This is a genomic window from Chromobacterium sinusclupearum (assembly GCF_002902845.1).
Lineage (GTDB): Bacteria > Pseudomonadota > Gammaproteobacteria > Burkholderiales > Chromobacteriaceae > Chromobacterium > Chromobacterium sinusclupearum.
On record NZ_PPTF01000068.1, the window covers coordinates 46,512 to 71,529 of the forward strand.

A 25,018-nucleotide genomic window follows, 5' to 3' on the forward strand; every position below is an offset into this window, starting at 1 on the left:
GGCAACAAAATGGCGGTAACCGTGAAATGTTACCGCCATTTTGCCTCCCGCGTCATGTCAGGCAAGCGCCCGCGTCAGCGGCCCAGGGTCTCGCGCTTGATGGTTTCCAGCGTGGTGTGGCGGATGTCCTTGCCCTTCACCAGATAGACCACGTACTCGGAGATGTTCTTGGCGTGGTCCCCGATGCGCTCGATGGCCTTGGACATGAACAGCGTGTCGATGGACATGCTGATGGTGCGCGGATCTTCCATCATGAAGGTGATCAGCTGGCGCAGCTCGGAGGCGAAATTCTCGTCCAGCCGCATGTCTTCCTCCGCCAGCTCCAAAGCGGCGGAGGTGTCCAGCCGGGCAAAGGCATCCAGCGCGCGGCGCAGCATGGCAAGCGCCACCTCGGCCATCTTCTCGATTTCGCGGAAGCGCGGCATCTGATAGCGCTCGGACTGATGGATGGTCTTGCCCATGCGCGCGATCTTGGCCGCTTCGTCGCCGATGCGCTCCAGATCGGTGATGATCTTGATCACGGTGAACACGATGCGCAGATCGCTGGCCGCCGGCTGGCGGCGGGCGATGATGTGCAGACAGTCGTCGTCGATGCCGACTTCCATCGCATTGACCAGGGCGTCCTCGGCCGCCACCTTGTCCAAGCGGGCGATATCGCCGGACATCAAGGCATCGACAGCGGACAGGATCTGTTGCTCCACCAGGCCGCCCATTTGCAGCACGCGGGTACGGATGGTTTCCAGTTCCAGATCGAACTGCTTGGAAATATGCTCTGCCATGTCTGCCTCAAGGATCTTGCAAGTAAAAAGAAAATGGTAAGTCGGCAAGATGACAGTGCCGTGACATGTCTTCTCTCCGCGTCGGCAAGGCAATGCCCTTACCAATTAGATCAGCTTAGCGCGGCCTGCCGCCGAGGCAAGACGCGCCGCCCAATCGACACAAAAATTCGGCCAGGCGGGCGTCCGGCATCGGCTTGGCCGGCGCGCGCTCAGCGCAGCACGGCCACGCCGTCCTGCTTGCCCAGCAGCAGCACATCGGCGCGGCGGCGGGCGAACAGGCCGCAGGTGACTACCCCGGCGATATGGTTGATGGTTTCTTCCAGCTCCACCGGCTTCATGATCTGCAGGCCGTGCACGTCCAGGATCACATTGCCGTTGTCGGTGGTCACGCCCTGGCGCAGTTCCGGATGGCCGCCCAGGCGCACCAGTTCGCGCGCCACATAGCTGCGCGCCATCGGGATGACTTCGATCGGCAGCGGGAAGGCGCCCAGCATGGTGACGTACTTCTTCTCGTCGGCAATGCAGATGAACTCGTCGGCCACGCCGGCCACGATCTTCTCGCGCGTCAGCGCCGCGCCGCCGCCTTTGATCATGTGCAGGTGATGGTTGATCTCGTCGGCGCCGTCGATGTACACCGGCAGCTTATCCACCTCGTTCAGGTCGAATACCGGGATGTGGTGCGCCTTCAAGCGAGCCGTGGAGGCGTCGGAACTGGACACCGCGCCCTTGATCCGGTCCTTGATGCCGGCCAGTTCCTCGATGAACAGATTGACGGTGCTGCCGGTGCCCACGCCGATAATGGCGTCTTCCGGCACGAATTCCAGCGCTTTCTTGGCAACGGCGAGTTTCAGTTGGTCCTGGGTCAGCATGATGTAGCCTCCTGGCATGTTGTTGTGCCGGCCGAGTCGGCGCCCGGCATGAGCGATGATGTCCAATTATCCCACAAGCAGACTGTGATGACAGCCGGCGGCAGGGCTAAACCGGGATCAGCAGGCAGACCGCCTGGGCCTCGATCGCCTCGCAGCGGCCAAGGTAGCCCAGCTTCTCATTGGTCTTGCCCTTGACGTTGACCGCGCCGACATCGAGCCCCAGATCGGCCGCGATATTGGCGCGCATGGCGTCGATGTGCGGCGCCAGCTTGGGCTGTTGCGCGATCAGGGTGCTGTCAACATTGACCGGCCGCCAGCCGGCGGCGCGCACCCGCGCAGCGGCCTCGCGCAACAAGACGCGGCTGTCCGCGCCCTTGAATTCCACCGCCGTATCCGGGAAATGGCGGCCGATGTCGCCCAGCGCCGCCGCGCCCAGCAAGGCATCGGTGATGGCGTGCAGCAAGGCGTCGGCGTCGGAATGGCCCAAGAGGCCTTTCTCATGCGGAATTTCCACCCCGCCCAGAATCAGCGGCCGTCCTGCCACCAGTTGATGCACATCGTAACCCTGCCCGATACGAAACATACTCTTCCCTTAATATTGCAATTCTGCGCTATTGTTCGCCGCGCGCGGCCAGAATGGCCTTGGCCAGGGCCAGATCGCGCGGATAGGTCACCTTGAAGTTTTGCGCATCGCCCTCCACCAGCAGCGGCTTCAATCCCTGCCGCTCCACTGCGGAAGCCTCGTCGGTGATGTCGTCCACCGAGCCCTCACCCAGCGCCCGCGCCAGCAGACCGGCGCGGAACATCTGCGGCGTCTGCGCCAGCCACAAGCCATTGCGCGGCACGGTGGCGGCGACATGGCCCTCAGCGTCCGCCCGCTTGACGGTGTCCGGCACCGGCAAAGCCAGCAGGCCGCCCACCGGATGGCCCGCCAAGGCGGCGATCAAACGCTCCACCGCCGCCACCGACAGACAGCAGCGCGCCGCGTCGTGCACCAGCACCCAGTCGTCCTCGCCTGGCGCCAATGCCGCCAACCCATTGGCCACGCTCTGGGCACGGCTGGCACCGCCGACGCGGTGCACTTCCAGCTTGGGCAGACGCCAGTCGAAATCATCAAACCACTCATCTTGCGGCGATATCACCACCGCCACCTTGTCTATCGCCGGCACCGCCGCCAGCGTGGCCAGCGCGTGCCACATCAGCGGCCTGCCGTTCAATTGCAGATATTGCTTGGGGCTGGGCGCGCCGAAACGGCTGCCCGAGCCTGCGGCCGGCACCAGCGCAATCATTTGGGCCATGGCTCAAGCCTCCGCCGGCGCCGGGTTTTCCAGCGCGCGCCAGACGCAGCTGCCCTTGACCGTCTTGTCCAGCACGTCCAAATAGGCTTGGTGCTCGGCCAGCTCGGCCTCATCGGCGGCCAGCACTTTCAAGGGTTTGCGCTCGAATGTCAGGTCGTGGCCGGCATGCCCACCCGGCACCTCTACCTCGATGTCCATCGCCAGGCTTTCCTGGCCGCGGGTCATCCATAGATAGACTTCCGACAGCAGCTCGCAGTCCACCAGCGCGCCGTGCAAGGTCCGGTTGGAGCGGTCGATCTCGAAACGGTCGCACAAGGCATCCAGGCTATTGCGCTTGCCCGGGAACATGTCGCGCGCTTCGGCCAGCGTGTCGATGACGTTGGCGCACAGCTTGTTGATCGGCTCCATGCCGAGCCGGGCGAATTCGGCATTCAGAAAGCCGACGTCAAACGGCGCGTTGTGGATGATCAGCTCAGCGTCTCGGAGGAAGTCGGCGATCTCTGCCGCCACCTTGGCGTACACAGGCTTGCCTTCGAGGAACTCCAGCGAAATGCCGTGCACGCGCTGGGCGTCGGGATCAATAGGACGTTCCGGGTGAATGTAAAGATGAAGATGCTTGCCGGTGAGCTTGCGGCCAACCATTTCCAGGCCAGCGAATTCGATGATGCGGTGGCCCTGATTCGGGTCGAGACCGGTGGTTTCGGTATCGAGGATAATCTGTCTCATGCTGCTTCCCGGCCGCCACGCCAAGGCGCGGCGGCTGCTTGTTGCTGGCTCAGACCGAAGCCACGCCCTTATTGGCGAGCTGGTCGGCTCTTTCATTGAATTCGTGGCCGGAATGGCCCTTGACCCAACGCCACTCCACTTCCAGGTGGCGATTGCGCTCGGCGTCCAGTTGCTGCCACAGATCGGCGTTCTTCACCGGCTCCTTGGCCGCGGTCTTCCAGCCGCGCGCCTTCCAGCCGTGTATCCACTCCGAAATGCCCTTCTGCACGTATTGCGAGTCGGTATAGACCACCACCCGGCACGGCCGGTTCAATGCCGCCAGGCCGCGGATCACGGCCATGATCTCCATGCGGTTATTCGTGGTGCCGCGCTCGCCGCCGAACAGTTCTTTTTCCTTGCCCTTGAAGCGCAACAGCGCCCCCCAGCCGCCGGGGCCGGGATTGCCCTTGCAGGCGCCGTCGGTATAAATCTCTACCTTGTCGTCAGTCGTCATGCTGTCTCGTTCAATGGCAGGACGATGCGCCGTCCCGCTCGTTTGTTTCCGGCGCCTTGTGCGTGTGCTGGCGTTCATTGCCCGCCACCACGCCCAAAGCGCCCTTGTTCTTGACCGCCTGTTTCCAGGTCGGCGTAATCAAGCGCATGCCTCGCTGGCGCTTGACCGCCTCGATGCCGTACACCCCGGCCGCCAGCGGCCACCAGCGCTCGCCGACATCTTCCAGAAAATCGCAGCGCGACAGCCAGTCCTGACGCGAGAACGGCGGCGCGTAAGCCAGAAAGGCCGCCTCTTCCAGCTCCAAATCCAGCAAAGCCAGCCAGTCCTTGATCCGCAACTGGGTAAAAAAGTTGCCGTTCCACGGCGCAGATTCCTTGCCCTGGATCAGCCGACGCACGCCCCACAAGGACAGCGGATTGAAACCAGTCAGAATCAGCCGGCCCTCCGGCATCAGCACGCGGTCGGCCTCGCGCAGCACCTGGTGCGGCAGGGTGGTAAAATCCAGAACATGGGGCATGACCAGCAAGTCCAGGCTGCGGGTCTCAAACGGCAGGAAGGCCGGGTCGCAACGCACGTCCACCTCGCCATGGCCTGCCACCCGGCACTGCCAGGGAATGCGATTGCCGAGCAGACAGTCCATCTCCGGCACGCCCACCTGCACCGCATGGTAGCCGAAGGCGTCGGCCACCGCCCGCTCGAAGTATTCCTGCTCGCGCGCCAGCAGATAACGGCCCAGTTCGGTGCCGGTCAGCCAGCCGCCAAACGAATTTTTCATTGAGGAAGGCCTTATGGCAGCCACATTTAGCATCACCCCGATCGGGGCTTTCTCAGACAATTATATCTGGCTTTTGCAGCAAGGCGCGCGCGCCGTCGCGGTGGACCCCGGCGAAGCCGCGCCGCTGCTCAGCCATCTGCAGTCGCACGGCCTGCAGCTCGAAGCCGTCCTGGTCACCCACCACCACGCCGATCATTGCGGCGGGCTGGCGGAGCTGAAGCAGGCATGGCCGGATGCGATTGTCTATGGCCCAGCCGGCATCGCCGGCGTCGACATCCCGCTGATGGAAGGCGACACCGTGTCGCTGAGCATGGGCGAGGCCTATGTGTTGGCGGTGCCGGGCCACACGCTGGACCACCTGGCATATCGGCTTGACGATGCGCTGTTTTGCGGCGACACGCTGTTCGCGGCTGGCTGCGGCAGGCTGTTTGAAGGCACGGCTGCGCAGATGCTGTCTTCGCTGAAAAAACTGGCCGAGCTGCCGCCGCAAACCAAAGTTTATCCAGCGCACGAATATACCTTGTCGAATTTGCGCTTCGCCCTGGCCGCGGACCCCGCCAATCCCGTGCTGACCATGCGTCTGAGCCGCGACCAGGCGCTGCGCGACCGCGGTCAGCCCACTCTGCCGAGCACCATCGCGCTGGAAAAAGCCAGCAATCCGTTTTTGCGCTGCGACACCGCCGGCATTCGCCAAAGCCTGCTGGCGCAAGGCGCGCAGGCCGGCGACGACGAGACGGCCGCTTTCGCCCGGCTGCGCGCCTGGAAGGATGTTTTTCGCCCATGAATCGCATGCGAAATAAGTAACTTCACTTGGCTTGGCCACGACTTCCTTTACAGACGGGCCGGATAGTCTATTAACAATGAAAGCGCATGAAATTATTTGGTTTTTTGAATTGACACCCCCCATGCGCATGTTTAGCATCAGCCGAAATCTGAATTACGGGCTCGTCTGCATGAAACGCTTCACTCCATTGGCACTTAGCGTGTCTCTCGCATTGCTGTTCGCATCGCCGGCCAAGGCCGCCGCGGTCGATCAGCCACCGGCTTCGCCAGTGGACGAAGCGCAGGCGGCCGGCTTGGATATGATGCTGATGAACTCCAGCCTGCTGCGCAATGGCGACGACGTATGGAAACGCGTGCGCGAAGGCTTCCAGCTGGATGAAGTCAACGCCGACGTGATACGCCGCCAGGAACGCTTCTACGCCAGCCGCCCGGAGTATTTCAAACGCACGCTGGACCGCAGCCGCAAATACCTGTTCCACATCATGAACGAGGTGGAGCGCCGCGGCATGCCGACCGAAATCGCGCTGCTGCCCATGGTGGAAAGCGCCTTTGTGCCCACGGCCAGCTCACGCGTCGGCGCCGCCGGCCTGTGGCAGTTCATGCCGGCCACGGGCCGCCACTACGGACTGGAACAAACCTGGTGGTATGACGGCCGCCGCGACGTGATGGACGCCACCCGCGCCGCGCTGGATTATCTGCAGAACCTGTACGCCCAGTTTGGCGACTGGAACATGGCGCTAGCTGCCTACAACTGGGGCGAAGGCAATCTGGCCCGCTCCATCGCCCGGGTGCAGGCCACGGGCCAGACCCCGACCTACGAAAACGTCCGCATGCCGAACGAGACGCGCAACTACGTGCCCAAGCTGCTGGCGGTGCGCAATATTCTGGCCAACCCGGAAAAGTACGGCGTCCATCTGGATAAATTCCCCAACAAGCCCTACTTCGTCGCCGTTTCCACCGGCAAGCACATGAATATCGACATCGCCGCCAAGCTGGCGGGGATTTCCGTGGCAGAGTTCAAAGAACTGAATCCGGCCTTCAACCTGCCGGTGTTCGCGTACAAAGCCGGCCGCCAGATGCTGCTGCCGGCCACCAAGGTCGACAAATTCCAGGCCAATCTGGATAAATGGGACAAACCCCTGCTGACCTGGGAAGTGTATCTGCCCAAGGGCGACGAAAGCCCGACGGCCATCGCCAGCCAGCACGGCATGAGCACCAGCCAGCTGCTGGCGGCCAACCGCATCGGCGGCAACACGCTGAAGGCCGGGCAGCCGGTCTTGGTGGCGATGAACCCGCGCTTGAATGACGGCCAGTCGCTGGAGTCGGTGGATACGCCGCTGCCGGACACATCGGCAGGCCAAACGATGCTGGCCAAGGCAGATGACCTTTCCGCCACGCCTATCCAAGTCGCCGCTGCGGCGCCGGCACAACAGAATACCTTGATCGCACAAGCTGCCCAGCCCGCTGAACCGGCCGTCGCCCCTGCTGCCGAGATCGACGCTGGCAAAGCTGCTCGCCAGACAGTCGTGATCGCCAGCGCGACAAACGATGATGCCGCCCCGGCCCGCTCGCTGACCACCCGCAGCCTGGACAGCTACACCGTCGCCAGCGGCGACACGCTGTACAGCATCGCCCGCCGCAGCAACCTGAGCGTGGACGAGCTGAAAGCCTTGAACCAGCTGGATGGCAATCTGGTGCAGGTGGGCCAGCAATTGCGCCTGAAAAACCCTGCCGCCACGGACTTCCAACTGGCGAGCAATGCCAGCAGCGCAGGCTCCGATCCGGCGCTGATCAAGGTCAGCGACAACCGCTCGCAAGCGTCTGCGCACAGCACCGAGTACGTGGTCCAGCGCGGCGATACCCTGTACAGCATCGCCCGCCGCTTCGGCGTCAGCCACTATGACATCCACCGCCTGAACGGCAGCCGCCAGACTAGCCATCTGCAGCCGGGGCAAAAGGTCAAGATCGTCGGCCTGTAGCCGCGACAGTGCAAAAAAATGGCCCGGAGACTCCGGGCCATTTGCTTATTACACTTAGCGTCGCCAACCGCGCCTCACAGCGCCGCTGAGCCGTGGCGCTCCGACGCAGACAGTTAACCAGCGGTTTGGTTATCGGCTCTTAACGCCGGCGCGATCCGCTCAGCCGCCGCACCAAACTGCGCGCAGGCGGCGGCGCCTCGATCAGCCGCGGCAGAATCTCCTGCAACTGGTATCGCAACGCCTCCACCGTCAACGACAGCTCCGCCACCAGCCAGTGGCAATGCGTGGGCTGGCGCATGCGCGCCGGATTGTCCGCCTCCGGCAGCGGATCGGCCAGCAGCTGCGGCTGATTGAATCGCAAGGCATGCGCGGCGCGCAACAGCGTGCGGACAATCGCCCGTCGCGGCGAGCGATCTTCGGCCAGCGCCGGGGTGGTGGCGGCCACCTCGTCCATCCGGTCCAGCAGCGTCCAGATGCCGCGCTGACAGCGCTGCACCTGATCCAGCTGGCGATGCGTCAAGGCCGCCTCCTGCGTCACCGCGGCCAACAAGCCGCGCATGCGGATCAAGCGCGAGTTGAACTGATCCAGCGCCGCATCGCCCTCTACCGGCAAACGGCGCGCGATGCGGTTGTACAGCAAGGCCGCCTCACGCAGATTATCGGCCAACAGGAAACGCCAGCTGTCTATCGCGCGCAGCGGCAGCGTGGCGGCGGCCGCCATGCCGATCAGCGAACCAATCAGCACATTGCAGCTGCGCCATAGCGCCTCGTTGATCGATTCGTCACCCAAACCGCCGACGATCACCAGCGTGATGCCGGTCAGCAGCGCCAGATAACCGCCTTTGCCTTGGGCATGCCAACTGCTCAGGGCAATCACCAGCAACATCCAGCCATAACACAGCCAAGGCGAAACGCCATGCAGCAGGATGGCGATCAGGCCTGCCAGCGCGCCCAGTAGAGAGCCACCCATCCGCTCCAGCGCCTTGCGCCGCACCCCGCCCCAATGCGGCACGCCGCCCAGCACGATCAATATCGTCACCAGCATCCAGCCACCGTGCGGAATGCCGCTGAATACCACCAGCGCCAAACCCAGCAGGAAAGCCAGCAACACGCGCAGCACATGCACCTGGCGCGCGTAACGGTTCAGGTAGTACGGCACTACCAGCACCCGCCAAGGATGTTGCCATCGGTTCATCGCGCTACTCCGGATTGCGGCTGTCCAGCCAGATCGTCACTGGGCCATCATTGACCAGGCTGACTTGCATGTCCGCGCCGAACACGCCCGTCGGCACCGGTTTGCCGAGCGCGGCCGACAACTCAGCGACGAAGCGCTCGAACATCGGCTGTGAAATTTCGCCGCGCGCCGCGCGCGAATACGATGGACGATTACCCTTTTTCACGCTGGCATACAAGGTGAACTGGCTGACCGCCAAAGCCTCGCCGCCGCAATCCTGCAGGCTGCGGTTCATCACGCCCGCTTCGTCGTTGAACACGCGCAATTGGCTGATCTTGCGCACCAGCCACTCGATATCGGCGGTGCCATCGGCCTCCTCCACCCCCACCAGGAGCAGCAAACCGCCGCCGATCTCGCCCGTGGTTCTGCCGTCCACCGTCACCGCGGCGCGGCTCACTCTCTGCACCAATACCCGCATGCCAACTTTTCCATGATTGATTGATCGCTTCCATTCTATCCAAATCCGCCGCGGCGGACGCTACCCGCCCGGCTTCCGGTACAATAGCCGTCCCACTCGCCAAGGATTAGCTGCATGTTGATGGTGATTTCTCCGGCCAAAACGCTGGACTACCAAACGCCCCCCGCCGTGAACCGCTACAGCCAGCCGGATCTGCTCGACCACAGCGCCGAGCTGATCCGGGTGTTGCGGCAGAAAAGCCCGCTGGATATCGCCAAGCTGATGGACATCAGCGATGCGCTGGCCACCTTGAATGTCGGCCGTTACGCCGACTGGCAGCCCTCATTCACGCCGGCCAACGCCAAGCAGGCGGTCTACGCCTTCATGGGCGATGTCTACGAGGGATTGGACGCCGCCTCGCTGAGCGAGTGCGCCATCGATTATTTGCAAGCCCATCTGCGCATCCTGTCCGGCCTGTACGGCGTATTGCGCCCGCTGGACCTGATGCAGGCTTATCGGCTGGAAATGGGCACTCGGCTGGCCAACAGCCGCGGCAAGAATCTGTATGAGTTCTGGGGCGAAATCGTCACCGGCAAGCTCAACGAGCAGCTGGAAACCCTGGGCCAGCGCACCCTGGTCAACTTGGCCTCCGACGAGTACTTCAAGTCGGTCAAACCCAAGGCCTTGAACGCCGCCATCATCACGCCGGTGTTCCAGGACAAGAAAAATGGCCAGTACAAGATCATCAGCTTCTACGCCAAACGCGCGCGCGGGCTGATGGCGCGCTGGGCGGCGGAACGCGGCGTGACCGATCCGGAGCAGCTGCGCGGCTTCGACAGCGAGGGCTACACCTTCGATGCCGCGGCCTCAGGCGAACTCACCTGGGTATTCCGCCGGGATCATGCCTGATTAGCCAAATCCAAACGTCATCATTATGATCATGCTTTTATTCGAAAGGACAAAAGCATGATCGCCACCCGCCTTGCCAATCCGGCCGACACCGCGGCGCTGGCCGAGTTGTTCTACCGGATAGACCTGCACTATTTCGGCCCCAAGCGGGCCAATCGCGAAGCTGCGCTCCGCTATGTGGCGCGCAACCTGTTCCAACCTCACTGCGGGGTACAGGTCATGCTGGCGGAGCGAGATGGCCAGGCCATCGGCCTCGCCACTTTTTCCCTGCTTTATCCGGCGCCGGAATACAGCGGCCAGCTGTATATGAAAGACCTGTTCACGCTTGAGGAAGCCCGTGGCAGCGGCGCCGGCAAGGCGCTGCTGCGCGCGCTGGCCCAGACGGCCGTCCACCACGGCTGCCTGCGGCTGGATTGGACCGCAGAACGGGGCAACCAGGCCGCTGTGGACTTTTATCATCACATCGGCGCACGCATCGTCGAGGACAAAATTTACTACCGGATTGACGGCGAAGTGCTGCGCGCTTTCGCCGAAGCAAGCCTTTGATCCGCCACGCTACATTTGTTCACACTTCCGCGCGATGAAAATCGGTTACAGCATGCCTAACCTTGACTAAACGCATGCCAAACGAATTTCGCCCTCCCTACAATCGATTGTTCCGATTGCAAACGATAGGCGGGAGTCGTTGAATGAAAAAGAATTTCCCGGTCACGGGAATGGAGCGGCGTTTTGAAAGCGGGCTGATCGTCTCCAAAACCGACCTCAAAGGCATCGTCACCCACGTCAACGACGCCTTTGTCGAAATCTCCGGCTTCAGCCGGGAAGAGCTCTTGGGCAGCAGCCACAACATCGTCCGCCATCCGGACATGCCGCCCATCCTGTTTGAAGACCTCTGGCGCACCTTGCAGCGGCAATCGCCCTGGCGAGGCCTGGTCAAGAACCGCTGCAAAAACGGCGACCACTACTGGGTAGACGCGCTGGTGGTGCCGGTCAGGGAGGAAGGGCAATTGACCGGCTATATGTCGGTCCGCTCGCCGGCCCGGCGCGAGGCCGTCGCCCAAGCGGAGCGCCTCTACCCCCAATTGCTGCAAGGCGCCAGCCTGCCACGGCGCCAACGTCATGGCATGGAAGAAAACATGATGCGCCGCCTCTTCGCCGCCGCCTTATTCCTCGCCTTGCTCAGCCAGGCCGCGCTCGCCGGCAATGCCGCCGCCTGGCTGGCGGGCGGCCTGGGCGCGCTGACGGTCGCGCTGTGGCAGGGTTTCGAGCTATGGCGCGGCCAGCGCCAGCGCCAACTGCTGCAGGCATGTGAAAACATCGCGGAAGGCCGTCTCGACCAGCCCTTGTCCATCAACGGGCGTGGCGAAAGCGGCAGGCTGGAAAGCGCTCTGGCCTGCATGCAAGTGCATTTGAAGGTTGTGATAGACGAACTGCAGATGACGGCCCGCGACTTGGAACAGGATGCGAAGCACCTGAATGGCACCTTGCATGGCGTGGTTGAGCGCGTGGCGGCCGGCGCAGGCAATGTGGACAGCATGTGCGCGGCCATCGAACAACTGTCCAGCTCCATCGAGCAAGTGGCCAGCCATGCCGGCGATACCGCCAAGCTGAGCCAGTCATCCAGCGCCACGCTGAGCCACAGCGCCGGCCAGATGGCCTTGGCCAGCGAACTCAGCGCCGCCACTGTCAACACAGTCAACCGCGCGCAGGACTCGATCCAGTCGCTGACCGGATCGATAGGCAGCATCAACCAGGTAGCGCAGGCCATTCACGAGATCGCGGAGCAAACCAACCTGCTGGCATTGAATGCCGCCATCGAAGCCGCCCGCGCCGGCGAAACGGGCCGCGGCTTCGCCGTGGTGGCGGACGAGGTGCGCAAACTGGCGGAACGCACCAGCATCAGCACGGGAGAAATCAAGCAACTGGTGGCGAGGGTGCGCCAGGCATCCGATGCCAGCGTAGAAGCGATGCACAAGGTGTGCAATGAGACCCACGCCGGCAGCACGGCGCAGCAGGAAACGCATGCCCGGCTGGAAGACATTCTGGCAGCGGTCCATCGCGTCAGCGCCATGATGCAGGATATCGCCGCCACCAATAGCCAGCAGTCGGCTACCGCCAACCAGTTGACGGGACAGATGCAGGACATCGTCCAACAGCTGGAAGCCACGCATCGCCACATCGACAACGCGCATGGCACCGTGTCCGACTTCAATCGCCGGGCGCAGCGCCTCAGCCGCATGGCTGCGCATTTTCAGCTGGATGGCCAGGACGCGTGAAGCGCGGCAGAAATGCAAAAAACCGAAGCCTGAGCTTCGGTTTTTTGTTTTTGGTTGCGGGGGCAGGATTCGAACCTACGACCTTCGGGTTATGAGCCCGACGAGCTACCAGACTGCTCCACCCCGCGTCTGAAATCTGTTCTGCGCTGTGTTTCGTGCAGAGGAGTGAACTATAAGCCAATCCATCCGGCGCGTCAATACTTTCAACTAAAGAATTTTAAACGACCGCCCAACCGCTCATTCATACTCTTTAACAGATGCCGACCCCAAACACATAAGCCATCAACAAAAGCGCGCTACATTGACATCGTGGTCGGCAGCGTAGCGAAAGCGACTCTGCTCTGCCTCTTGGTTGAACTGCCATTTGACCGAGCGTGCGAAACGACCTTGTGCATTTTGACGGGTGTTGCAATCTGTTCGCGACTGCCAGCGTGGGCAGAACGGCGATGCCTGTTCTCCTAAGTGTTCATCACGGAACTTCGGGCCGCTTTATGCGGCCCTCTTTTTTTGTCTAGTCACTTAAGAGAAGGCAGCCAGTATACCCGTATTGGATAAGCAGTGCCAAGCCTGCCCGCTATGCCGCCCATGCCGCTTGCCGATCCCCCATGCGGCGGCGCAGCAACCACGTCACCGCCATCAGGCCGCCATACACGGCATAACTGATCCACGGCAACACCAGAATCGAACGCTCCACCGGCCAATGCCAGGCCAGCCAGCTGCGCAGCAGCATCTCCAATACCAGGCCGCATCCCCACAAAGCCGTCATCGCGCGCATGCCGCGCCGGAACTGCGCCTGTTGCCACAACCGTTCGCAATGCGCCCGGCCCTCCTCATGCTGACGCTCAATCGTGGCGCGCGCCAGGTAAAACACCAGCGGCCTGGGCAATAGCAGCGACAACAGAAAAGCCACGCCGAACAAGCCGGACAGCAGCGACTCGCGCAGCAACAGCATTTTCTCGCTCCCGCCCAGCGCCATGGCCACCAGAGACAATGCGATGCCCAGCAAGACCATCATGCTCAGCGCATCGACCCGACGATCGCGCCACAGCTCCCAGCCGCTCCACAACAAGGGCGGAACGGCGGACAGCAATAAGCCGCCCATTTCGCCCCAGTGCGGCTTGCCCCAGCGATAACACAACCAGGGCAGCAGGAAATTGACGATCAACTCCAGCAGCAATCGGCTTCGGCGCGCCATGGCAACCCCTTAGGCTAAAACCGTCAAATTGCCGTTTTTCCATGCCGGCGTCAACAAAAGCGAAGCCCCGCGAGAGCGGGGCTGGTTTTCCTTTTGCCCACGCGGGGCCGAACACGATATCAGGCTGCGGCCTGGATGAACCCATTGGCGGGATACATCGCGCTGGCCATGCCCAGCGCAGACCGGAACGTCACTTCGAACATCTTGCCGACCTGGCGGATGCTGACCACTTCGTAGTGGACAACGCCACCGCTGTCTTTGTATTCGAACACCTTGTAGCCGGGTTTCAGTTGCGAAATCTTCATTATGGTTTCCTTATTCTTTTTTTAAACAAAACAAGCGCATATTTAGGTTTTTTAGTCACTATCGGCTGAGGAAAGTTCCCGTACCGACAGCTTGCCGGCACAGACCGACAGTAGCAGGCCACGATGACAGCACCGTTAAGGCCCTGCCCTCCGCATCTTGATCCCGCATGCCTTGAATTGCCGCGCGCCTGGATTCAGGCGCCGTGGGAGGCAGACATGGACAGTCTCAAGCAGCGCGGGAGCGCTGCTTATCAGAAAGCAAAACCCCAGCTACCAATATGGTCGCTGGGGCCGCGTTAGCCAAGCTGGATTAACTTAACTGGTAATGCTACTTATTTACCATGATCCAGATCAAAAGCGCTAGCTGAGATTGGTCAGCCGACGCGCATGCCAGGCTTCACGCCGGCATCCACGTCCAGCAGGAACAGGCCTTCGCTGTCGTCCACGCCGGAAGCGCAGACGATCATGCCTTGCGACACGCCGAAGCGCATTTTGCGTTCTGCCAGATTGGCGACCACGATCACGTGGCGGCCCACCAGCTTTTCCGGCTCCTGATACGCCTTGCGGATGCCGGAGAAGATGTTGCGCTTTTCAAAGCCCAGGTCGACGGTGAACTGCAGCAGTTTGTCCGAGCCTTCGACGAAATTGCATTCCAACACCTTGCCGACGCGCAGGTCCAGCTTGGCGAAGTCGTCGATCTTGATGGTTTCGGCCAGTGGTTCGTGGGCGGCTGCTGCCGGGGTATCTTGGGTAGCTTGCATATTCTGTTTGTTCGCTTCTATCAGTTTGTCGATCAGCGCCGGGTCGATGCGCTGCATCAGGTGCTGGTAGGCTTGGATCTTCTTGCCCAGCAGCAGGGTTTGCGCGTCGCTCCAGGATAGCGGCGCCACGTCGAGGAAGGCTTCCACGCCTTCGGCCAGCTTGGGCAGCACCGGCTTCAGGTAGATGGTCAGCAGGCGGAAGGCGTTGATCAGCACGGTGCAGACTTCCTGCAGCCGCGCGTCCTGGCCTTCCTGCTTGGCCAGCTCCCACGGCTTGTTGGCGTCCACGTAGCCGTTCACCACGTCGGCCAGCGCCATCACGTCGCGCAGCGCCTTGGCGTATTCGCGCGCCTCGAAGGCGGCGGCCAGCTCGTCGGCGGCGGCTTGCAGCTTGGCCAGGATGTCCATGTCGGCCACGCTGGCGGCCAGCTGGCCATCAAAGCGCTTGGCGATGAAGCCGGCGGAGCGGCTGGCGATGTTGACGAACTTGCCCACCAGATCGGAGTTCACCCGCGCCACGAAGTCGTTCAGGTTGAGGTCGATGTCCTCGATGCGGCCGTTCAGCTTGGCGGCGATGTAGTAGCGCATCCATTCCGGGTTCAGGCCACAGTCCAGATAGCTCTTGGCCTGAATGAAGGTGCCGCGCGACTTGGACATCTTCTGGCCGTCCACGGTCAGGAAGCCGTGGGCGAACACGCCGGTCGGCGCGCGCAGCCCGGAGTAGTTCAGCATCGCCGGCCAGAACAGCGCGTGGAAGTACAGGATGTCCTTGCCGATGAAGTGATACATCTCGGTCTGGCTGTCCTTGGCGAACCACTCGTCGAAGTTCAGGTTCAGGCGCTCGCACAGATTCTTGAAGCTGGCCATGTAGCCGATGGGCGCGTCCAGCCAGACGTAGAAGTACTTGCCCGGCGCGCCCGGAATCTCGAAGCCGAAGTACGGCGCGTCGCGGCTGATGTCCCAATCCTGCAGGCCGCCGCCTATCCACTCGTTCATCTTGTTCAGGGATTCCGGCTGCAGGTGCGGCTGCTCCACGCCGTCGCTGCGCTTGCTGCTGCCGCTGGTCCACTGCTTGAGGAAGTCGGCGCACTCGCCCAGACGGAAGAAGTAGTGCTCGGAAGTCTTCAGCACCGGCTTGGCGCCGGACACCGCCGAGTACGGATTCTTCAGCTCGGTCGGCGCATAGGTGGCACCGCACACTTCACAGTTGTCGCCGTATTGATCCTTGGCGGAACATTTCGGGCACTCGCCCTTGACGAAACGGTCCGGCAGGAACATCTGCTTTTCCGGGTCGAACAGCTGTTCGATGGTGCGGCAGGCGATCTTGTCGTCGGCCTTCAGCGCCAGGTAGACCTGCTCCGCCAGCGCCTTGTTTTCCGGGCTGTTGGTGCTGTAGTAGTTGTCGTGGCCGATCAGGAAGCCCTGCGAATCGGCAAGGTGCAGCTCGCGCACCTCGTTCACCAGCTGCTCGGGAGTGATGCCGCGCTTCTCGGCGGCCAGCATGATGGGCGCGCCGTGGGTGTCGTCGGCGCACACATAGTAGCATTCGTGTCCGCGCATCTTCTGGAAGCGCACCCAGATGTCGGTCTGAATCTGCTCCAGCATGTGGCCCAGGTGCAGCCCCGCGTTGGCGTAAGGCAGCGCGCTGGTCACCAGAATCTTGCGTTTGGTCATTCGGATCATTCCCTGATTGGCAATTTCAAGCGATCGATTATAGAGACAGAACGCGCGGGCGGCCAACGCCGACGACGCCCTATCAAAAGCACAAGCCCGGAACGCTGGGCGGCCGGGCTTGTGAACATGGCGATGATAAAGATCAGGCGCCTTGGCTGGCCAGCACGCCCTGCGGCTCGGCCGGCGCGGCGCGCTCGGCCATGGCGATGCCGACCATCTTGCGGCCCAGCATCACATAAAGCAGCGAGAAGCACAGCGCCAGCACGGTATAGCCGCCCAAGCCTGTCGCCTGGTAAACCTGGCGGAACAGCTCGATGCCCACCGCGTAGCCGGCCATCGACAGCATGCTCATGCTGGCGGAAATCGTGCCGCGGCCGGCCGCGTCGCACGACATCAGCGCAAAGCGGTACAGCACGCCGAAGGCCATGCCCTCGCCGAAGGCCATCAGGCTCATGCCGGCCACCATCCAGTATTGCGGCACGGACGAGAACGCCACGCCGGCAGCCATCACGGCCAGGCCGCCAACGATGGGCCACATGCCCACCAGCGCGGAGCGGCCCAGCGGCCAGCGGTCGGCGATCACGGCCAAAGCCAGGTTGCCGGCGATCAGGCCGCCGAACACCGGGATCTGCATCAGGCCGTACTCCACCGTGCTCATGCCCAGATCGCGCACCAGCAGCACCGGCGACAGCGCGATCCAGCCCATCAGCGGCAGCGCCAACAACGGAATGCACAGCGCGGACAGCACAAAGCGGCGATGGCCGAACACTTTCATATAGTCGCGGCCCATGCGGGACAGCGGCAGCTTTTCATGGCTGGGCTGAACGGTTTCCGGCATGCGGAAAAACAGGCCAAGCAAAGCCAGCAGCGACAGCGCCGCGATGAACAGGAAGCCGCTGCGCCACGGCGCCAGCTCGATCAGGGCCGCGCCGGCCAGCGGGCCGACCAGCGGCGCGATCAGCGCCACATTGGCCATCAGCGCCGTCACGCGCACGGCGGCGGTTTCCTCGAACGACTCCTGCAGCGAGGCATAGCCGACGGCATTGATGAAGCACAGGCCTATGCCCTGCAGCAGGCGCAGCGCGATGAAGGCTTCGATGGAGCTGACCAGATAAGTGGCCAGGCACATCACGGTGAAGTAAGCCACGCCGAACAGCAGCACCGGACGGCGGCCGATGCGGTCGGACAGCGGGCCGGTCAGCCAGGCCAGCAGCGCGCCGCCGGCCAGAAAGGCGGTCATCGAAGCCGGCGCCCAGGAGGCGTCCACCAGAAATTCGCGGGTGACGGAGAGCATGGCCGGCTGCACCATATCGTTGCAGATGTAGACGGCGAATTCGAATAGCACCAGGGCCAGCGGGAACAGCAGGTTGGACCAGGTGAGTTTGGCGTGTTTGGACTGCATAAAGCGGGAAATGCCTTTCTTTGACAAAGAACAGGGCCCGCGGCCTGACGGGGCCGAGCCTTGGGGGCGCTAGCACCGCGCCGGGAAAACCGGCCATTTTACGCCAGCAGCCGGTTTATATCAAAAAAAACTGATAGACATCAGCCGCTTCCGAGCGGCATCCTTCCGTTTCGCGCCCGGATGCAACGAGGCGCGCTGGCGCGATACCCCGCGCACGATGCCGCAATCCGGCGTAAAATACGCGCAAACATCCATCGCGTACCCAGCATGTTCTCCAAACTCACCCGGCTATTCGGCGGCCAAGCCGACGCGGCCAAGCAGAACGAAACCATGGCACAGCTCGAAACCCAGATCCTGGATACCCTGAAGCCGCTGCTCGACGCCAACACCGGCAAGAGCTATATCGCGGCCAAGAATGTCAAAAACCTGCAATGCGGCGACGCCGAAATCAGCCTGGACGTGGTGCTGGGCTATCCGGCCAAGAGCCAGTTCGACCTGATCCGCCAGCAGTTTGAACAGGTGCTGGCGCCGCTGGCGGCGGGCCGCGCCGTCACAGTCAAGGTCTCCAGCCAGATTGTCAGCCACTCCGCCCAGCGCGGCGTGCCGCTGTTGCCGGGCGTGAAAAACGTGATCGCCGTCGCCTCCGGCAAGGGCGGCGTCGGCAAGTCCACCACCGCGGCCAACCTGGCTTTGGCGCTGTCCGCCGAGGGCGCGCGCGTCGGCCTGCTGGACGCCGACATCTACGGCCCGTCGCAACCGTTGATGATGGGCCTGCAAGGCCAAAAGCCGGAAGCGGTGGACGGCAAGCTGATCCCGCTGTCCAATCACGGCGTGCAGACCATGTCCATCGGCTATCTGGTTGACCCAGACCAAGCCATGGTATGGCGCGGCCCGATGGTCAGCCAGGCGCTGCAGCAGTTGCTCAACGACACCCGCTGGGACGATCTGGACTATCTGGTCATCGACATGCCGCCGGGCACCGGCGACATCCAGCTGACGCTGTCGCAAAAAGTGCCCGTCACCGGCGCGCTGATCGTCACCACGCCGCAGGACATCGCGCTGCTGGACGCGCGCAAGGGCGTCACCATGTTCCAGAAGGTGGGCGTGCCGATTCTGGGCCTGGTGGAAAACATGGCCATCCACATCTGCTCCCACTGCGGCCACGCCGAGCACATCTTCGGCGAAGGCGGCGCGGCGAAAATGGCGCAGGACTTCGGCGTGGAGCTGCTGGGTTCCTTGCCGCTGGACCTGGCCATCCGCCTGGCGGCGGACGAGGGCAAGCCCAGCGTGGCGGCCGACCCTGCCGGCAAGCCGGCCGAGCTGTACCGCGCCATCGCCCGCCGCGTGGCGGTCAAGGTGGGCGAAAAGGCCCAGGACTTCTCCGGCAAGTTCCCCAAGATCGTCATCCAGAACAACTGAGCGGCAACATGATTGCGATGTACGACTCCGGCCTGGGCGGGCTGTCGGTATGGCGCGCGGTGCGCGCCGCCCTGCCCGGCTGGCCGATCACCTATCTGGCCGACCAGGCCTATTGTCCGTACGGCCCGCGCAGCCGCGAGGAAATCATAGACCGCGCGCTGACCGTGGGCCGCTACCTGATCAGCCAGGGTGCCACCATCCTGGTGGTGGCCTGCAATACCGCCACCACCGCCGCCATCACCGCGATGCGCGAGGAATTCACGCTGCCCATCGTCGGCATCGAACCGGCGATCAAACCGGCGGCGGCGATGAGCCGCACCGGCCGCATCGCCGTGCTGGCCACCGAATACACGCTGGCCAGCGACCGCGTCAAAACGCTGCTGGACGCGCATGCCGGCGACGTGGACGTGCTGCGCCGCGCCGGCCACGGCTGGGTGGAGCAAGTCGAAGCCGGCGAGCTGTCCGGCGAACGCACCCGCGCGCTGGTTCGCCGCGTGGTGGAGCCGCTGATGGGCGAAAACATCGACCACATCGCCCTGGGCTGCACCCACTATCCTTTCCTGGAGCCGCTGATCCGCGAAGTCACCGGCGACGCGATCCGGCTGTACGATCCGGCCGAGGCCATTGCCCGCCGCGTCGGCGAATTGATCCGCCAGCACGGCTTCGACAGCCAGGCCGATGGCTACTGCCGCTTCATCACCACGGCGGAAGACGCCGGCGAAATGGCCTTGCGCCTGCCGCAACTGATAGGCCAGCCCTTCCCGGTGGAATCCGTGCCGCTGGCCTGACTGGGCTCTGCCCAAGCTACAGGCAGCAGGCTAGAATCATGCCGTTTCCCTTCGCCACCGGACAAAATCGTGAAAACCACATCTCTACTGCTCTTGCTGGCAGCCTTCAGCCTGCCGGCGCTGGCCCAGCCGTCCTGCACCGACGCCGCCGCCCAGGCCAATCGCCAAAGCGGCAACAAGCTCGACACGGCTGAGCTCAGCGACGCTCTGCTCAGCCTGAACCGCGACGGCCGCCTGCCGGACAAGTTCGTCACCAAGCGCCAGGCGCAGGACGCCGGCTGGAAGCCTGGCCGCAGCCTGTGGAGCGTGCCGGCGCTGAAGGGCAAGTCCATCGGCGGCGACCGCTTCGGCAATTACGAAAAGCGGCTGCCGGCCGGCAAGTGGCAGGAGGCCGACCTGAACTATAAAGGAGGCAAGCGCGGCGCCTACCGGCTGGTATTCAGCAAGCAAGGCCTGCGCTATGTCAGCGTCGATCACTACAACAACTTCATCGAGGTGGCGCCATGCCGCTAACCGTGTGCGAACTGCATCACATCCGCAGCCTGGATCAATTGTTCGACGAACTCAGCCGGCAGCTGAAGCTGCCTGGCCATTTCGGCCGTAATCTGGACGCCCTGTATGACAGCCTGGCCAACGACGTGGCTGGTCCGTTCGAGCTGGTTTGGCGCGATACGGCCGAGGCGCAAAAGGCTTTAGGCGCCGACACCTACGCCACCATTCTGGAAATCCTGGAAACCGTGGCGGAAGAGCGTGGGGACATTACGCTGGACATCCACCACTGAGCGTCGGCGATGTTGTCGACACACTACACGGGCAGCTCGCGCTGCCCTTTTTATTGCGCAAAAGACGCCAAAAAACCCAAAAATCATTTTTCGGAAAGCCATAAAAATCCGAAGGCATGAAAAAACGCAAAGCACATTCGAATGTGAAAAGCAATTACTGAAATCCTGCCAAGACAAGTTTCGACTAACGCACTATAATCGCTTCCCTTCGGCCGGCCCCGCCTGTCTGACAAAACAGGCGCCAATCCCGCAATCGCGGGCTAAAAACAATAATGCCTCCGGCCGAATATGGCGCAGCAAGCCTACCCTCCGGCGCGCATTCGTAACTACCCCGCCACACGAATGTCATGTTACGAAAACGCTACGCTCGTTTTGAATCGTCTCAAAAGGCAGGAACAACTCAATGAAGTCAAAAAAACTCACGGCCTTGATCCTGGTCGGGATGCTGCTGGGCATCCTGGTGGGCTATCTCTTCCGTCAACACGCTGGTGACGACGCCGCCGCGATCAAATCCTTCGTCGACGGCATGTCCATCCTCACCGATATCTTCCTGCGGCTGATCAAGATGATCATCGCCCCGCTGGTAATCTCCACCCTGGTGGTCGGCATCGCCAAAATGGGCGACGCCAAATCGGTGGGCCGCATCGGCGGCAAAACCATGGGCTGGTTCATCGGCGCCTCGCTGGTCTCGCTGACCCTGGGCCTGATCATGGTCAACATCCTGAAGCCGGGCGTGGCGCTGAATCTGCCGCTGCCTGACCTGCACGCCGACTCCGGCATCAAGGCCGGCGCCCTTTCGCTGAAGGACTTCGTCACCCACGCCATTCCCAAGAGCGTGTTCGAGGCGATGGCCAACAACGAAATCCTGCAAATCGTGATCTTCTCGGTCTTCTTCGGCAGCGCGATGGCCGCGCTGGGCGATCGCGCCAAGGCGCTGATCGACGTCATCGACGTCGTCGCCCACGTCATGCTGAAGGTCACCAGCTATGTGATGAACTTCGCCCCGCTGGCGGTGTTCGGCGCCATTGCCGCCACCGTGGCCAAGGAAGGCCTGTCCATCCTCGGCACCTACGGCAAGTTCATGGCCCAGTTCTACCTGTCCATCGGCATCCTGTGGGCGCTGTTGATCGCCGTCGGCGTGCTGATCGTCGGCCCGCGCCTCTTGCACCTGATGGGCATGATCAAGGAGCCGCTGCTGCTGTCGTTCACCACCGCCAGCTCCGAAGCCGCCTATCCGAAGACCCTGGAACAGCTGGAACGCTTCGGCGTGTCCAACAAGATCGCCAGCTTCGTGCTGCCGATGGGCTACTCGTTCAACCTGGACGGCTCCATGATGTACTGCACCTTCGCGGTCATCTTCATCGCACAGGCTTACGGCATCGACCTGACGCTGGCGCAGGAAATCTCCATGCTGCTGATCCTGATGCTGACGTCCAAGGGCATGGCCGGCGTGCCGCGCGCCTCGCTGGTGGTGATCGCCGCCACGCTGGCGCAGTTCAACATCCCGGAAGCCGGCCTGCTGTTGTTGCTGGGCATCGACCACTTCCTGGACATGGGCCGCTCCGCCACCAACGTGGTGGGCAACTCCATCGCCACCGCCGTGGTCGCCAAGTGGGAAGGCGAGTTGAAGCGCCACTAAGCGCGCTTTGCGCTTAGCGACGCCGCTGCCAAGGCAGCCATGCCGTTCACTTCCTGGAGTGAACGGCATTTTTTATGGCTGAAAGATGGATTGCGCCGGCGCTTGCCGGCATAGGCAGAAGCCTAATGCACCACCTGGAAGGGCAGCTGATAAGCATCCTTGCCGTGGCGGACTTCAACCAGCCAGGCGCGGCTGCCGCTGACGCACATCGGCAGCGTCACCGTTGCCTTCCAGTCGGTGCCATCGCGGACGAAGGTATAACGGTTGAATCCCATGTCCATGTCCGGCATGGTGAAGTCCGCCGTCGGCGGCGCGGCCGCCGCCGTGCCCTGCAGCCTAACCACAAACGGCTTGCCATGTTCGGGCGCGCTGTCGAAACGCAAACCGCCGCCGCCCGGCAAGGCGCAGCTGCCGCGCGAGGGATCGCAAGTTAAACGCTGCGCCGCCTGCGCCGCCGGCTTGTGGTTCAAATACCAGAAAATCAGGCTGGCCTTGATGGCGCCGAACGCAATCAGCGCCACACCCAGGATCAGCAGCTTGCGCTGCCTGGCCGTCATCGCCACGCCCCCCGCATCAAGGCCACGCCATGCGCGCCCTGTTTTCGCGCCGCATCCAGATCGCCCAGCGACAGGCCGCCCAAGGCATACACCGGCACCGGCACTTCGCCGGCCAGACAGGCGGCGAAGCCATCCCAGCCAAGCGGCGTCTCGCCCGGATGGCTGGCGGTGGCCGCCACATGGCCCAGCAGAGCGTAGTCGAGGCCCAGCTCGCCGGCCTTGGCCAGATCGTCGCGATTATGCAGCGACGCCCCCACCCAGCTGAAATCCGGCCTTGCGCGCAGGCCATGCAAGCGCGCGCCGTTCAGATGCACGCCGTCCACCGGCCAATCCGCGCACCAAGCCGGATCGGCATTGACCACCAGCCGGCCGTCATAACCATGGACAATAGCGGCGGCGCGGGCGACGAAGTCAGCCAGCTCATCTCGGCTCATCTGCGGCTCGCGCACCTGCACCAAGCCCCAGCGCTTTTCCGCCAGCGCGGCCAGTTGCGCCTCCACGCCCATCTCATGCGCGCAGGTGATGGCGTAAGCGTCCGGCAGCTCCAGCGATTTCAGGATAGGCCCATTGGCCGGCAGCATCGGCGCCACCGTCAGTTGTCCCGGCGTCTGCCAGGCGAAGGCCTGGCCCTCGTGCGGCTGCGGCTCGCCCATCCAGCGCCAAATGCGGAAGAAACGCAGATAGACCGAGGCGTGTTCGTAATGGTGGATCTTGGTCAGCCATGGCGTGGCGGACGTCACCTCGATCCCCATTTCCTCGGCGAATTCCCGCCGCAACGCCTGGAAATGCCCCTCGCCCGGCTCCACCTTGCCGCCGGGAAACTCCCAGTAGCCGGCGTAGGGTTTGCCTTCCGGGCGGCTGCCCAGCATGAAACTGCCGTCCGGCCGCATCAGCGCGCCGGCCACCACGTCGATTATCTTATTGCTCATGCCATCCTGCTTTACTGTGCCGAGGCCGCCAACATAGCAGCTTGGCCATTTTGCGGCCAGCCATCTGCTCAAGCCCTGTCAATTCTTACTTTTCCCTTTTGCCGCTTCCTTCGCCAGCCCCTCACTGCCCGCCCAATGGCAAGCGAACTGCCAGGCCACGCGGCCGGAGCGGCTGCCTCGCGTCAGGCTCCACTGCAAGGCCGCGCGTTCGGCCTTGTTGCCGTATTTCAGGCCGAAATGCCCCAGCCACGACTTGACCGCCGCCAGATACGCATCCTGGTCAAACGGATAAAAGGACAGCCACAGGCCGAAGCGGTCGGACAACGAGACTTTCTCCTCTATCGCCTCGCCGGGATGGATCTCGCCATCCTTGAGCCAGCCCTCGCGGTTTTCGCTCATCGCCTCCGGCAGCAGATGGCGGCGGTTGGAGGTGGCGTACACCAGCAGATTGTCGCAACGCCGCGCCAGGCCGCCGTCCAGCGCGCTCTTCAAGGCCTTGTAGCCGGCATCGCCGTGCTCGAAGGACAGGTCGTCGCAATACAGGATGAAGCGTTCCGGCCGCCCAGCCAGCCACTCCACCAGTTGCGGCAGATCGGCCAGATGCTCGCGGTCGATTTCGATCAGCCGCAAGCCCTGCTTGCCGAACAGCGGCAACAAGCACTTCACCAGCGACGACTTGCCGGTGCCGCGCGCGCCGGTCAGCAGCGCATTATTGGCCGGCAAGCCGGCGACGAACTGGCGGGTATTGGCCAGCAGCTGCTCGCGCTGCGCGTCGACGTTGGCCAACTGGTCCACCGCCACCGTATGCGGCTCATGCACCGCCTCCAGCCAGCCGGCCAGCCCCTGGCGGTGCCAGCGGAAGGCCCAGGCGCTCCAGTCCGGCTCGCGCCGCGGCGGCGGCAGCATCGGCTCTAGCCTGGCCAGCACCGCCTCGGCGCGGCGCAAGAAATCCTGAAAAGCATCCATTTCGACATCCCCGTAGGGCGGGCAGGCCTTTGGGCCTTGCCCGCGTCGTCCATGATTGCGGCGGCGCGACGCCATAGCCACTC

Annotated in this window: 26 protein-coding genes and 1 tRNA gene; 10 read left to right on the plus strand and 17 right to left on the minus strand. The window is 63.1% G+C overall.

Annotation, left to right across the window (positions count from 1 at the left end; translation table 11 throughout):
- Nucleotides 1-74: 74 nt before the first annotated feature.
- From phoU to C2134_RS14160, 7 genes are all read right to left on the minus strand, one after another.
- The gene (gene phoU / locus C2134_RS14130) at nucleotides 75-779 is read right to left on the minus strand and encodes a phosphate signaling complex protein PhoU (RefSeq protein WP_103320807.1); all 705 of its coding nucleotides are present in this window, start codon (nucleotides 777-779) and stop codon (nucleotides 75-77) included.
- 209 nt (nucleotides 780-988) lie between these two features.
- Complete coding sequence (gene rpiA, locus C2134_RS14135) at nucleotides 989-1,648, minus strand: ribose-5-phosphate isomerase RpiA (RefSeq protein ID WP_103320808.1); 660 nt, start codon at nucleotides 1,646-1,648, stop codon at nucleotides 989-991.
- Between the two features lie 106 nt (nucleotides 1,649-1,754).
- Nucleotides 1,755-2,231, minus strand: a complete 477-nt coding sequence (gene ispF / locus C2134_RS14140) for a 2-C-methyl-D-erythritol 2,4-cyclodiphosphate synthase (protein WP_103320809.1) — start codon at nucleotides 2,229-2,231, stop codon at nucleotides 1,755-1,757.
- Between the two features lie 28 nt (nucleotides 2,232-2,259).
- A complete protein-coding gene (gene ispD, locus C2134_RS14145) occupies nucleotides 2,260-2,946 on the minus strand; it encodes a 2-C-methyl-D-erythritol 4-phosphate cytidylyltransferase (RefSeq protein WP_103320810.1) in 687 nt (228 codons plus the stop codon).
- 3 nt (nucleotides 2,947-2,949) lie between these two features.
- A complete protein-coding gene (gene dnaQ / locus C2134_RS14150; protein WP_103320811.1) occupies nucleotides 2,950-3,672 on the minus strand; it encodes a DNA polymerase III subunit epsilon in 723 nt (240 codons plus the stop codon).
- A 49-nt stretch (nucleotides 3,673-3,721) separates the two neighbouring features.
- The gene (gene rnhA, locus C2134_RS14155) at nucleotides 3,722-4,165 is read right to left on the minus strand and encodes a ribonuclease HI (RefSeq protein ID WP_043629931.1); all 444 of its coding nucleotides are present in this window, start codon (nucleotides 4,163-4,165) and stop codon (nucleotides 3,722-3,724) included.
- A 10-nt stretch (nucleotides 4,166-4,175) separates the two neighbouring features.
- Complete coding sequence (locus C2134_RS14160; RefSeq protein ID WP_103320812.1) at nucleotides 4,176-4,940, minus strand: class I SAM-dependent methyltransferase; 765 nt, start codon at nucleotides 4,938-4,940, stop codon at nucleotides 4,176-4,178.
- 13 nt (nucleotides 4,941-4,953) lie between these two features.
- Between C2134_RS14160 and gloB the strand changes: the two genes are divergently transcribed.
- Nucleotides 4,954-5,724: a hydroxyacylglutathione hydrolase gene (gene gloB, locus C2134_RS14165; protein ID WP_103320813.1), complete on the plus strand. Its 771-nt coding sequence runs from the start codon at nucleotides 4,954-4,956 to the stop codon at nucleotides 5,722-5,724.
- 199 nt (nucleotides 5,725-5,923) lie between these two features.
- Nucleotides 5,924-7,702 (plus strand): lytic transglycosylase, encoded by a 1,779-nt coding sequence (locus tag C2134_RS14170; RefSeq protein ID WP_233196462.1) that lies wholly within the window; start codon nucleotides 5,924-5,926, stop codon nucleotides 7,700-7,702.
- A 139-nt stretch (nucleotides 7,703-7,841) separates the two neighbouring features.
- Here the strand turns inward: C2134_RS14170 and C2134_RS14175 are convergent, their stop codons facing one another.
- Entirely contained in the window at nucleotides 7,842-8,897 is a 1,056-nt protein-coding gene (locus C2134_RS14175; protein ID WP_103320814.1) for an FUSC family protein, read from the minus strand.
- A 4-nt stretch (nucleotides 8,898-8,901) separates the two neighbouring features.
- Nucleotides 8,902-9,354, minus strand: coding sequence for a D-aminoacyl-tRNA deacylase (gene dtd, locus C2134_RS14180; RefSeq protein ID WP_103320815.1), 453 nt, complete (start codon nucleotides 9,352-9,354; stop codon nucleotides 8,902-8,904).
- 114 nt (nucleotides 9,355-9,468) lie between these two features.
- Here dtd and yaaA point away from each other — a divergent pair, with 114 nt between their 5' ends.
- From yaaA to C2134_RS14195, 3 genes are all read left to right on the plus strand, one after another.
- Nucleotides 9,469-10,242, plus strand: coding sequence for a peroxide stress protein YaaA (gene yaaA / locus C2134_RS14185; RefSeq protein ID WP_103320816.1), 774 nt, complete (start codon nucleotides 9,469-9,471; stop codon nucleotides 10,240-10,242).
- Nucleotides 10,243-10,299: 57 nt separating this feature from the next.
- A complete protein-coding gene (locus tag C2134_RS14190; protein WP_103320817.1) occupies nucleotides 10,300-10,788 on the plus strand; it encodes a GNAT family N-acetyltransferase in 489 nt (162 codons plus the stop codon).
- Nucleotides 10,789-10,931: 143 nt separating this feature from the next.
- On the plus strand, nucleotides 10,932-12,518 hold the full coding sequence (locus C2134_RS14195; RefSeq protein WP_103320818.1) for a methyl-accepting chemotaxis protein: 1,587 nt from the start codon (nucleotides 10,932-10,934) through the stop codon (nucleotides 12,516-12,518).
- A 51-nt stretch (nucleotides 12,519-12,569) separates the two neighbouring features.
- On the opposite strand, the gene C2134_RS14200 is transcribed toward C2134_RS14195, so the two are convergent.
- From C2134_RS14200 to C2134_RS14220, 5 genes are all read right to left on the minus strand, one after another.
- Nucleotides 12,570-12,646 (minus strand) — tRNA-Met (locus tag C2134_RS14200).
- Between the two features lie 446 nt (nucleotides 12,647-13,092).
- The gene (locus C2134_RS14205; RefSeq protein WP_103320819.1) at nucleotides 13,093-13,713 is read right to left on the minus strand and encodes a VC0807 family protein; all 621 of its coding nucleotides are present in this window, start codon (nucleotides 13,711-13,713) and stop codon (nucleotides 13,093-13,095) included.
- A 119-nt stretch (nucleotides 13,714-13,832) separates the two neighbouring features.
- Complete coding sequence (locus C2134_RS14210) at nucleotides 13,833-14,018, minus strand: hypothetical protein (protein ID WP_043624213.1); 186 nt, start codon at nucleotides 14,016-14,018, stop codon at nucleotides 13,833-13,835.
- Between the two features lie 374 nt (nucleotides 14,019-14,392).
- A complete protein-coding gene (gene metG / locus C2134_RS14215) occupies nucleotides 14,393-16,462 on the minus strand; it encodes a methionine--tRNA ligase (protein WP_439646996.1) in 2,070 nt (689 codons plus the stop codon).
- Between the two features lie 133 nt (nucleotides 16,463-16,595).
- Nucleotides 16,596-17,855, minus strand: a complete 1,260-nt coding sequence (locus tag C2134_RS14220) for an MFS transporter (protein ID WP_103320821.1) — start codon at nucleotides 17,853-17,855, stop codon at nucleotides 16,596-16,598.
- A 267-nt stretch (nucleotides 17,856-18,122) separates the two neighbouring features.
- Here C2134_RS14220 and apbC point away from each other — a divergent pair, with 267 nt between their 5' ends.
- The 5 genes from apbC to C2134_RS14245 all read left to right on the plus strand — a co-directional run bounded on the left by apbC (nucleotide 18,123) and on the right by C2134_RS14245 (nucleotide 22,483).
- Nucleotides 18,123-19,274, plus strand: coding sequence for an iron-sulfur cluster carrier protein ApbC (apbC, locus tag C2134_RS14225; protein WP_103320822.1), 1,152 nt, complete (start codon nucleotides 18,123-18,125; stop codon nucleotides 19,272-19,274).
- Nucleotides 19,275-19,282: 8 nt separating this feature from the next.
- A complete protein-coding gene (murI, locus tag C2134_RS14230; protein WP_103320823.1) occupies nucleotides 19,283-20,062 on the plus strand; it encodes a glutamate racemase in 780 nt (259 codons plus the stop codon).
- A 69-nt stretch (nucleotides 20,063-20,131) separates the two neighbouring features.
- Nucleotides 20,132-20,575, plus strand: a complete 444-nt coding sequence (locus tag C2134_RS14235; protein ID WP_103320824.1) for a ribonuclease domain-containing protein — start codon at nucleotides 20,132-20,134, stop codon at nucleotides 20,573-20,575.
- The gene (locus tag C2134_RS14240) at nucleotides 20,566-20,844 is read left to right on the plus strand and encodes a barstar family protein (RefSeq protein ID WP_233163873.1); all 279 of its coding nucleotides are present in this window, start codon (nucleotides 20,566-20,568) and stop codon (nucleotides 20,842-20,844) included. Before C2134_RS14235 ends, C2134_RS14240 begins: the two co-directional genes overlap by 10 nt.
- Before the next feature lie 403 nt (nucleotides 20,845-21,247).
- Nucleotides 21,248-22,483 (plus strand): dicarboxylate/amino acid:cation symporter, encoded by a 1,236-nt coding sequence (locus tag C2134_RS14245; protein WP_103320825.1) that lies wholly within the window; start codon nucleotides 21,248-21,250, stop codon nucleotides 22,481-22,483.
- A gap of 122 nt (nucleotides 22,484-22,605) precedes the next feature.
- On the opposite strand, the gene C2134_RS14250 is transcribed toward C2134_RS14245, so the two are convergent.
- The 3 genes from C2134_RS14250 to C2134_RS14260 form a co-directional block, all read right to left on the minus strand.
- Nucleotides 22,606-23,040 (minus strand): hypothetical protein, encoded by a 435-nt coding sequence (locus C2134_RS14250; RefSeq protein ID WP_103320826.1) that lies wholly within the window; start codon nucleotides 23,038-23,040, stop codon nucleotides 22,606-22,608.
- The gene (locus C2134_RS14255) at nucleotides 23,037-23,969 is read right to left on the minus strand and encodes a Nudix family hydrolase (RefSeq protein WP_103320827.1); all 933 of its coding nucleotides are present in this window, start codon (nucleotides 23,967-23,969) and stop codon (nucleotides 23,037-23,039) included. The genes C2134_RS14250 and C2134_RS14255 overlap by 4 nt, the downstream gene beginning before the upstream one ends.
- A 78-nt stretch (nucleotides 23,970-24,047) precedes the next feature.
- Nucleotides 24,048-24,935, minus strand: a complete 888-nt coding sequence (locus C2134_RS14260) for an ATP-binding protein (RefSeq protein WP_103321003.1) — start codon at nucleotides 24,933-24,935, stop codon at nucleotides 24,048-24,050.
- Nucleotides 24,936-25,018 lie beyond the last annotated feature (83 nt).